The 9,713-nt window shown below is 62.9% G+C and carries 8 protein-coding genes and 1 pseudogene; 3 read left to right on the top strand and 6 right to left on the bottom strand.

The window, feature by feature from the left end:
• Window positions 1-319 (bottom strand): annotated as a pseudogene (locus tag K0F85_RS00345) (methyl-accepting chemotaxis protein); the annotation flags it as partial.
• A gap of 174 nt (window positions 320-493) precedes the next feature.
• Here K0F85_RS00345 and K0F85_RS00340 point away from each other — a divergent pair.
• Window positions 494-2,173 (top strand): peptide chain release factor 3, encoded by a 1,680-nt coding sequence (locus K0F85_RS00340; RefSeq protein ID WP_219114475.1) that lies wholly within the window; start codon window positions 494-496, stop codon window positions 2,171-2,173.
• A 48-nt stretch (window positions 2,174-2,221) separates the two neighbouring features.
• On the opposite strand, the gene K0F85_RS00335 is transcribed toward K0F85_RS00340, so the two are convergent.
• Window positions 2,222-4,114: a bifunctional diguanylate cyclase/phosphodiesterase gene (locus K0F85_RS00335; protein WP_219114047.1), complete on the bottom strand. Its 1,893-nt coding sequence runs from the start codon at window positions 4,112-4,114 to the stop codon at window positions 2,222-2,224.
• 106 nt (window positions 4,115-4,220) lie between these two features.
• Window positions 4,221-4,445: a hypothetical protein gene (locus K0F85_RS00330; protein WP_219114046.1), complete on the bottom strand. Its 225-nt coding sequence runs from the start codon at window positions 4,443-4,445 to the stop codon at window positions 4,221-4,223.
• A 249-nt stretch (window positions 4,446-4,694) separates the two neighbouring features.
• On the opposite strand from K0F85_RS00330, the gene rnk reads away from it, so the two are divergent.
• On the top strand, window positions 4,695-5,102 hold the full coding sequence (rnk, locus tag K0F85_RS00325) for a nucleoside diphosphate kinase regulator (RefSeq protein WP_219114045.1): 408 nt from the start codon (window positions 4,695-4,697) through the stop codon (window positions 5,100-5,102).
• A 56-nt stretch (window positions 5,103-5,158) separates the two neighbouring features.
• Here rnk and K0F85_RS00320 read toward each other — a convergent pair whose 3' ends face one another.
• The 3 genes from K0F85_RS00320 to K0F85_RS00310 form a co-directional block, all read right to left on the bottom strand.
• A complete protein-coding gene (locus K0F85_RS00320) occupies window positions 5,159-6,187 on the bottom strand; it encodes a transporter (protein WP_219114044.1) in 1,029 nt (342 codons plus the stop codon).
• A gap of 107 nt (window positions 6,188-6,294) precedes the next feature.
• Window positions 6,295-6,993 (bottom strand): hypothetical protein, encoded by a 699-nt coding sequence (locus tag K0F85_RS28455; protein ID WP_257572426.1) that lies wholly within the window; start codon window positions 6,991-6,993, stop codon window positions 6,295-6,297.
• A gap of 189 nt (window positions 6,994-7,182) precedes the next feature.
• Window positions 7,183-7,431, bottom strand: coding sequence for a hypothetical protein (locus K0F85_RS00310; RefSeq protein WP_219114043.1), 249 nt, complete (start codon window positions 7,429-7,431; stop codon window positions 7,183-7,185).
• 353 nt (window positions 7,432-7,784) lie between these two features.
• On the opposite strand from K0F85_RS00310, the gene K0F85_RS00305 reads away from it, so the two are divergent.
• On the top strand, window positions 7,785-9,713 hold a 1,929-nt coding region (locus tag K0F85_RS00305; RefSeq protein WP_257572425.1), incomplete at its 3' end, for a hypothetical protein.

Below are 9,713 nucleotides of genomic sequence, written 5' to 3'. Positions count from 1 at the left end.
GCAAGCGCGCCAGAGCGGCCAGCGTAGCCGTAATGCGTGCATTCAGGGCCGTGTTGTCCATGCCTGCCTTGCCGCTCAGGCGCAAATGCTCGAGACCGCGCCGCTGCTGCAGCAGCCGCGTGCCTTCCTGCAACTGGCGCACATAGGTCACGCCCAGTTGCGCCTCCTGCGCCTGGGCCAGCGATTTGCCCAGCTCCGAGATCAGCAGGGTGGTCGCCAGCGCCAGCGGCAGCAGGAAGACCAGGCAGACAAGCATGAATTTGGGCAGCAGGCGCAAGCGCTGCATGAGTCGGATGGCGGGAGTGAGGAGCATTTTCATCGGGTTTCCAGGGAAGAGTGGCAACATTTCTGCAGTGCAATGTTGCCTGTGGATTGTGACCCCTTGATGAAGTGGGCTATTTGGCTTTTCGCCAGAGTGAAGCAGTTCACACGGAAGGCCGATCCTTCTGTAAAATCGAGGGTTTTTTGCGAGGGCCATATTATGGTCACCAATATGGCCAACGAGAACGACATCACTACCCCCGATTCCACTGACAACGCAGCCGATTCCGCCGGCGGTGCCGTCAGCAGCAAGGCGCCGGCCGTGATCGCGCGCGAAGTGCAGCGCCGCCGCACCTTCGGCATCATTTCCCACCCGGATGCGGGTAAGACCACGCTGACGGAAAAACTGCTGCTGTTCTCGGGCGCGATCCAGATGGCCGGTACCGTCAAGGCCCGAAAATCGGGCCGCCACGCGACGTCGGACTGGATGGAGATCGAGAAGCAGCGCGGCATTTCCGTCGCTTCCTCGGTAATGCAGTTCGAATTCCGCGACCACGTCGTCAACCTGCTCGACACCCCCGGCCACCAGGACTTCTCGGAAGATACCTATCGCGTGCTGACGGCAGTCGACTCGGCGCTGATGGTGATCGACGCGGCCAAGGGCGTGGAAGCGCAGACGATCAAGCTGCTGGCCGTGTGCCGCATGCGCAATACGCCCATCGTCACGTTCATGAACAAGATGGACCGCGAGACGCGCGATCCGCTGGACCTGCTCGACGAACTCGAGTCGGTGCTGAAGATCCAGTGCGCGCCCGTCACCTGGCCTATCGGCATGGGCAAGAACTTCCGCGGCGTGTATCACCTGCTGAACGACGAGATCATGCTGTTCAAGGCCGGTGAAGAGAAGGCTGACGGCGCCTTCGAAATCATCAAGGGCATCGACAACCCGCGCCTGCAGGAGATGTTCCCGCTGGAGATGGATCAGTTGCGCATGGAAGTGGAACTGGTGCACGGCGCCTCGAACCCGTTCAATCTGGAAGAATTCCTCTCCGGCGTGCAGACGCCCGTGTTCTTCGGTTCGGCCATCAACAACTTCGGCGTGCGCGAGATTCTCTCGGCGCTGGTCGACTGGGCGCCGGCGCCGCGCGAACGCGACGCGACCGTGCGTTCGGTGGCTCCCTCCGAGCAGCCATTTACCGGTTTCGTCTTCAAGATACAGGCGAATATGGACCCGGCCCACCGCGACCGCATCGCTTTCCTGCGCGTGTGCTCGGGACGTTTTGAGCGCGGCATGAAGGTCAAGCACTTGCGCCTGGGGCGCGAGATCAAGGTGTCGAACGTGGTGACCTTCATGGCATCGTCGCGCGAACAGGTGGAAGAAGCGTACGCGGGAGACATCATCGGCTTGCCAAACCACGGCAACATGCAGATTGGCGACAGTTTTTCCGAGGGCGAGATGCTGACCTTCACGGGCATCCCGTACTTTGCGCCGGACTTCTTCCGCTCGGTGCGCATCCGTAATCCGCTGAAGATCAAGCAGTTGCACAAGGGCTTGCAGCAGCTGGGCGAGGAGGGCGCGGTACAAGTGTTCAAGCCGGTGCAAGGTGGTGAACTGGTGCTTGGCGCCGTCGGCGTGCTGCAGTTCGAAGTGGTGGCCAGCCGTTTGCTCAACGAATATGGCGTGGACGCCGTGTTCGAAGGCACCAGCATCAGCAGCGCCCGCTGGGTCAGCTGCGACGACAAGCGCATCCTGCAGGACTTCGAAAACGCGCTGGGCCACAACGTGGCCTACGATGCGGCCGGCAACATGGCTTACCTGGCCACGTCGGGCGTCAACCTGCGCCTGACGGAAGAGCGCTGGCCGAAGCTGACGTTCCATGCGACGCGGGAACACTCGGCCAAGCTGGCTTGATGCATCGGCAGTAAGCTTGAGAGGCAGAACCAGCGGTTCTGCCTTTTTTTATGCAGTCATGACGGTGCGCGTACTCCAGTCGCGCCGCTCCAGCAGCAATGCCGTCAACTGCGCCGCCGTCATCGGATGCGCAAAGAAAAAGCCCTGCACATTGTCGCAGCCGGCTTTTCGCAAAAACTCCACCTGCTGCAGCGTTTCCACGCCTTCGGCCACCACCTTCAGGTGCAGGCTGTGCGCCATGGCGATGATGGCTGTGACGATGGCTTCGCCGTCGCCGGGCAGGTCGTGCACGAAGCTGCGGTCGATTTTCAGCTGGTCGATGGGCAGGCGCTTCAGGTAGGACATCGAGGAATAACCGGTGCCGAAATCATCGACCGACAGGTGGATGCCCGTTTCCTGCAGGCGCCGCATCAGTTCCACGTTGGCGTTGACATTGTCCATCAAGACGCCTTCCGTGATTTCCAGCTCCAGCAAACCATGCGGCAACTGCGTTTCGTTCAGGATGGCGCGGATATCGTCCATCAGCCCCTGGTCACGCGCCTGGCAAGCCGACAGGTTGACGGCCACGTGTTCGAGTGAATCGAGCAAGCCAGCCTTGCACCAGAGGGCAGCCTGGCGGCAGGCGCTTTGCAGCACCCAGCGTCCCAGGTCGACGATGATGCCGCTTTCTTCGGCCACGGGGATGAATTCGGCGGGACTCAGCTGGCCCATGTCGCGGCAGTTCCAGCGTATCAGCGCTTCCACGCCGACGATGCGTCCGCTGCGCAGGTCGATCTGCGGCTGGTAGTGCAAGTACAGTTCCTGGTTCTGCAGCGCGCGGCGCAGGTTCGCTTCCATGCGCAGGCGGCGCTGCGCGCGCAGTTCCATTTCTGACTGGAACACGGCGTAGCGGTTCTTGCCCTGGTGCTTGGCGTGATACATGGCCGTATCGGCATTGCGCGTCAGGGTGGCCACGTCTTGCGCGTCGAATGGATACAGGCTCACGCCGATGCTGGCGCTGACATATAGCTGGTGGCCTTCGAGGTCGAACGGCGCGGCCAGCACGGCGAGGATCTTGCGCGCCACGCTGGCCATTTCCGAGGCGTCGTCGGCAGGTTCGACGATGACGACGAATTCGTCGCCGCCGATGCGGCAGATGATGTCGGTGCCGCGCAGGATGGCCACCAGGCGCTCGGACACGAGCTTGAGCAGCTGGTCGCCGCAGTGGTGGCCCAGGGTATCGTTGACGATCTTGAAGTTGTCCAGGTCCAGCAGAAGCAGGCCTGCGCTGGTATCCTGGCGGTCGGCGCGCGCCAGCGCGTAGGCCAGCGCGTCGTTGAACTCATGGCGGTTCGGCAACTGCGTGACCGGGTCGACGTGGGCCAGGTAGTGCAAATGGCTTTCCGCGTGCTGGGCGGCGGTGCGCGTGCGGCGCACCATCAGCATCGTCAGGCCGAACGCGCACAGGCAGACCAGCAGGGTGAAGGCGGAAAATCGTGCCAGGCTGGCGTACAGCGGCGCCAGGCTGGCGCGCAGGTATAGCGCGCCGCCACCGGGCAAGGCCTTCAAGATGGCGGCGTTGCCGTCCAGGTAATCGATCTGCAGGCCGTCGCGCGGTGCTGCGGGCGCGGCCTCGGTGATGCTGCGCGCGTAGCGGGCAAATGGCGCGCCATACGGGCTGTAGAGCAATGCTAGCCGGACATGCGGGGCGGCGGCGAAGGAAGCGAGGACTTGTTGCGCCGCAAGTCGATTCTCCTGGCGCATGGCCTGGGTGGCGGCGGGCGCCAGCATGTCGGCCTGGATGCGCAGGGTGCGCTGGAAGGATGCCTGGAGGGAAAACAACTGGAAGACGATCAGCAGCAGGCTGGCCATGGCCAGCATGGCCGCTGCGGCCAGCAAGTTCAGCCTGGCAATCCGGTCGCCGCGCCATTGCGCCGACGGCAGCATGAATGGCGCCATCATGACGCTTTCTCCTGCCGGCCCCGCTTGCCGCCGCCCCGTGTGATCCTGCCTCGCCCTGCCATACTTTACGTTCCAGTCTGATGAAAACCGAAGTGAGCCGGAACTCTCAACGTGTTGTTAAGGCCGGCATATTGTCATTTTGCAGCGTGAAAGTACAGGGCGCGCGGCAATTTTGTGTACCTGCCGCAGGCCGGTGGCAGCAGGCAAGCCGAAAGGCAGGCGGAAAAGGCGGGGCATGTCTTTCTAATAATAATTCTGGTTGAATTTTAATCCTTTTTTTGCCCGCTGGTTTTTTTCCTTCAAAACCTGCTGACAATAAACAAAATGCCATGAAGAATAACTTCCAGGCCCGTGGGTAGTTAGGCGCGGATTAACTTTTTTGTCCGTATAGTCCCTTGCAAGTCATTGATTTTAATAAATTTTAATGAAGAATGCGCGAACGCTATGGCCTTGCTCGGCGAGTTCGTCCATAATCCGCTGATGATGGACGTCCTGATGCTGTTTGTTTTGTCTGCCGCGGCCAGGTAAGCTGCCGCCAGCAAAACCGGACGCCGCCCTGATGATCAATAGTGAGGATATCTTGGAAAAAAAACCAAAAATTATTTTGTCGTCACAAGACCTGGAACGACTGGAAGCGTTGTTGTATGCCTTGGGAAATAACTTGTCGCCGGACAAGGCCGCCTTGCTCGATGAGCTGGGTCGTGCCGAGGTGCTCGAACCGCAAGAAATTCCCCCGACCGTGGTGACGATGAATTCCACCGTGCGCTTCACGGTGGAAAATAAGGAAGAGTTTTGCCTGACGCTTGTGTATCCTAAGGATGTGGAAGGCCAGGCCGACCGCATTTCCGTGCTGGCGCCAGTCGGCAGCGCGCTGCTGGGCCTATCCGTAGGCGACAGCATCGCCTGGCCCATGCCGGGCGGCGTGGTGAAGGTCAAGATCGATGAAATCGTGTACCAGCCTGAACGGGCCGGCGAATACCACCGCTAAGCAGTGATGGCGGACGGCGCCTGCCGTTCGCCTGCAAGGCCGTGCCTGGACCGGATTTAACTGTTTCTCTGCACGCGCACCACCAGCCATCCCGCCACGACCGTGAACGTGACGATGATGGCGACGATGATCCAGAAACCCTGCGGGTGCTGGGCCAGCGGAATCCCCCCCACATTCATGCCCAGCATGCCGGCGATGATATTGATCGGCAAGGCCAGTACGGTGACGATGGTCAGCACGAAGAGGCTGCGGCTGTTTTCTTCGTTGACGCTGGCGGCAATCTCTTCCTGCAGCAGCTTGATGCGTTCCTGCAAGGACGACATATCGCTGAGCACCACGGAAAATTCCTCCGTCGACTGGCGCAATTCCAGGCTGTCCAGTTCTGATACCCACGCAGGCGGGCGTTGCAGCAGGCGGAACAGGGCTGCCGGTTCCGGCGCCAGCAGGCGCTGCAGCCGCACCAGCACGCGCCGCATGGCGCCCAGGTCTTCACGCTTGGGCACCAGGCGCCCGGCCAGCAAGTGGTCCTCGATATCGTCGACGCGCGCCACGGCATCGCGCACGATATTGACCAGCACGTCGGCCTGGTCGCGCAGCAGATGGATCAGCAGTTCCACCGACGAGCGGATCGGCTCGTGGTTCTTGATGACGGCCTGGCGCAAGCGTTCGATCGATTGCAGCGGCGCGCGGCGCGCCGTGATGACGAGGTTTTGCGCCACGCTGGCCCACATGGTGGAAATGTCGGACGCTTCGAACGAAAAATTGTGCACCACATCGTTGACCACGGCGATCAGGGTGTTTTCCGCCTGTTCGATGCGCGTCGAACGCGACCCCTGGTGCAGGGTCTCATAGAATTCGTCGGCCAGCTGCGTATGCGTCATCAGCCATTTTTCGCTGGCAGCATGCGACAGATTGAAATGCAGCCAGACAAATTCCTGCGCCGGCCTGGTCGCGCCATCGGCCAGCCAGGCCAGCGCGGCCGTCGAGTCCAGCGCCAGCGGCTGCGCTTCGCGGCCAAACAGGAAGCCCCAGACCAGGCCCGAGGTATCCGAGCCGTAAGTAAAGCCGGCAGTTTCCATCGCCATCGTGAATCTTTCTCGCGCAGTGTGATTGATCGTCGCGCGATTCTAATACACGGATGTGTCGGGACAATGACAAGGCCACCGCGAGGGGTGGCCTGGGTGCTCGCTGCTTAGTGGCGGCGCGGATTATCGGGCCTGCGGTCGTCGCGGTTCGGAATGCCATCGCCATCGCGGTCGTGGCGGTTGCCATTGTCGCGGTCATAGCGGTTGGGGATGCCGTCGTGGTCGCGGTCACCGTTCGGGCCGCGTGGCGACCAGCGGCCTTGCTCCATCTGCCAGCGGCCATCGCGCTGCTTCCACGAGGTCGGCGCATACACGTAGCCTGGGCGTTCGGCTATCCACACGCCTGGCGTCCAGGCGTAGCGCTGGCTGCGCCATTCCCAGTGTCCGGGCGCCCAGAGGTAGCCGTGACGCGCGCGCGGGATAGCTTCGCGGCGCGGCGCTGGCGGGGCGATGCGGATCTCGTCATAGCGCACGGGCTGCACTTGCGCGGCAACCCAGCCGCCACGATCCAGGCGCCAGCGCTTGTTCTCTTGTATCCAGGCGGCGCGGCGGTACTGGTTGCCACCGCGTTCGCGCAGCCATTCGCCACCCGACCAGACGTGACGCTGGCCATCCCAGTTCCAGTAGCCCGGTGCCCAGACATAACCGGCGCGCGGCGCGGGCACGCTTTCAAAGCGTGGCGGAGGCGGGGCGTTGCCCACGACAATACTGACGCCGAGCTGATTCTGTGCCATGGCCTGCGCGGGCAGGAAGGCTGCGGCGCTGATCGCTAGCATGGCTGCTGCGTAAAGTGTGATGGGTTTCATGCTGTGCTCCATTTCGGTGATTGCTTGAAATGGACTATAGGCGCTTGGTGGCGTGCTGATCGCCTTTGATTCAACTTATTACAATTGACACAATGCTGCATGTCCGTGTATCTGTGGCAGATACAAATGGCGGCCTGGCGCGGCGGTATTCAAGCTGGCGCCAGGCGGCGTGGTGTCAACATCGATGGCTCACAAGTTGCTGGCGGTGGCATTGCCCAGCAAGACTTGCCGCTCTTCGATCAGGGAGATTTTCTTTTCCTGTTCCGTCAGGCGCCTGGCGCTGACCACCACGACAGGCATGGCGTTTTTCTGCGCCGCAGCGGCGCTTTGCGCGGCCTGTGGCTGGCTGAAGCTGGCATAGCTGGCGCCGCAGGCGATGGCGACGGCGACGGTGAAGATGGCTTCCATGTTTTTCAGGGCATTTTTGGGCGTGTTCATGATCGTTCCTTTCAGGGGGCGGGTGGGTATGCATGCACTGTAGCCACGTGCGCGCCGCCGCGCCATGCAGATGCGACCAGCCGTGGTTTTGGCGGGATGGCCTGCAAAAAAACGGCGTTGAAATGCCTGCGTAGCGGGCTGGAGGGCGAGCGCTTGAATTGAGGCCTAATTTGCCCTGTATCCGTGCATATGAATGCACTTGCCGCATGGCATTATTTGATACTACGCAGTGTAGTGGCTGCTTGCGCACACGTGGCGCGCGGCAAGTGCTGCGCCAGCTGTCCTGCTAGAATCGGCATGGCAGCGGTGTTGCGCATGCTTGCGCACACAATCATTCTCATCAGGAGTCACACATGTTCCAATTGTTTGGTTTTGGCGGCGCCCGCTGCCCGCGCTGCGAGCACAAGAACGGCGCCGCCGCCGGCTATTGCGCGCAATGCGGCTTGTCGCTGGGCGCCCCCGACAGCGATGCGGTGCTGCATGCCAATCAATGGCACCTTGCCGAGGGTCAATTAGCCCTGTTCTTTGGCGTGCGCGAACTGTCCTCGCTGTTCGGCAGCACGGCGCGCCGCCTGCAGGTGCCGGCCGAGTCGCGCGCCTGGATCGTGCAATCGGACGCTTTCACCTTGATACCGGCCGGCGACTATGACAGCACCGCTTTCTTTGCGCGCCTGCCCGCGCTGCTGCCGGCGCGACCGGCCGAAGTGCTGATCGCGCGCGCCGCTGCCGTCAGCCTGGAATTCGACCTGCCCGGCCTGGCCAGCACGGAGCTGCTCAACGTTGCCGCGTCCCTGTGCGTGGATATCACGCTGGGCCAGCCCGATGCCTTTGCGCGCCAGTTCATGCGCGCGCCGGGTGCTGTCACGCGCGCCCACCTGCACGCCTTGCTGTTGCCGTCCGTGCGTCAGATTACGCTGGAATTCATCGGCAGCCGCGCGCTGCGCGAGATGGACGCGAATGCCGACTTGCGGCCCGAATTGAACGAACGCCTGCAATCGGCCCTGACACAGCGCCTTGCGCCCAGCGGCCTGGCCGTGGCGCGGGTGGAAACGATCAGCCTGCGGCACGACAAGCGCGAGGGCAACGCCGACGCAGCCATCGGCACCCTGTGGCTGGGCGGCTTGCCGGCGCAGGAACTGGAGCAGCACAGCCTGGAACGCATGAAGCAGCTCGACCAGCTGTATGACGAGGAAGAGTGGCAGCGCATCCGGCGCGAAGAACAGGCGGCCCGCCATGCGCACCGCCGCGCGGAACTGCAGCAGGACGCGACGCTGGAAAAAGCCGAATTGGGCCACCAGGAAGCGGAGCGCCTGCAAGCGCTGCGCGGGCGCCAGATCGACCTGTATGGGCGCATCCTGGAAGCGAAATCGCGGCGCCAGGCGCTCGACCGTGGCGCCGCGCTGGCGCTGGGCGAGCTGGAACAGGAACTGGCGCAAAAGGGCGCGCAGCGCGCAGATGAAGCGGCCAACTGGGAACATGTGCGGGCGCTGGCAGCCATCAAGATGCGCAGCGAGCTGGAATTGTCGCAACTGCATGGGCGCGAGCAGATCCAGCTGGCGCAGCAGCGCTTTACCCATCAAGTCCACTTGCAATCGATCGCGCAGCAGATTGAAAGCGCGCTGCTGATCGACGACGAGACGGGTCGCCGCACCCAGCTGGCGCGCCTGCGCCAGGCGGAAGCGGATGCGGCCCAGCGCGAGGCACAGCTGGAGGCCGAGCAGCACCAGGCTGCCTGGCAGGGCCTGATGCTGGCCAACGCGGCGCGCAAGCGCGAGGCGGAGCGGGTGCAGGAGTGGGAAGACCAGATGCAACTGGCGCGTCAGCGCGAACTGCTGCGCGCCGAGGCGCACAAGGATGAAGCGGCCCAGGTGCAGGCGGCGGAGATCGCGGAGAAAGTCGCGGCGCGGCGGCGCGGCGGCGCGCGCGAGGACGCCATCGCGCAGCAGGAAAAGCTGCTGCGCACCATCGAGGCCGACGGCGTGCACGCGCGCCAGCTGCAACAGCAATCGCAGCTGGCGCAGCTCGACGCGCTGGCCATCGAGGAACAGCGCCAGCAACTGCGCCAGCTGGAGCAGGAAGCGCAATGGCAGCGCGACTTGCTGGCCATGGCGCAGCAGCGCGAAAGCGATTACGCGCGCTGGAAGGGTGAATATGAAGCCTTGCTGGCACAGCAGGCGCATGCCGCCGAACTGGCGCGCATCGAGATCGACCGCATCGAGAAAATCGGCTCGCTGAGCGACACGGGCAAGGTGGCCATGGCCGCCGGGCAAAATGCGGCTGCG

This window comes from Janthinobacterium sp. UMAB-56, assembly GCF_900095265.1.
Lineage (GTDB): Bacteria > Pseudomonadota > Gammaproteobacteria > Burkholderiales > Burkholderiaceae_D > Janthinobacterium.
The sequence above is the reverse complement of the archived record's forward strand: the minus strand, read 5'-3'. Positions and strand labels throughout refer to the sequence as shown.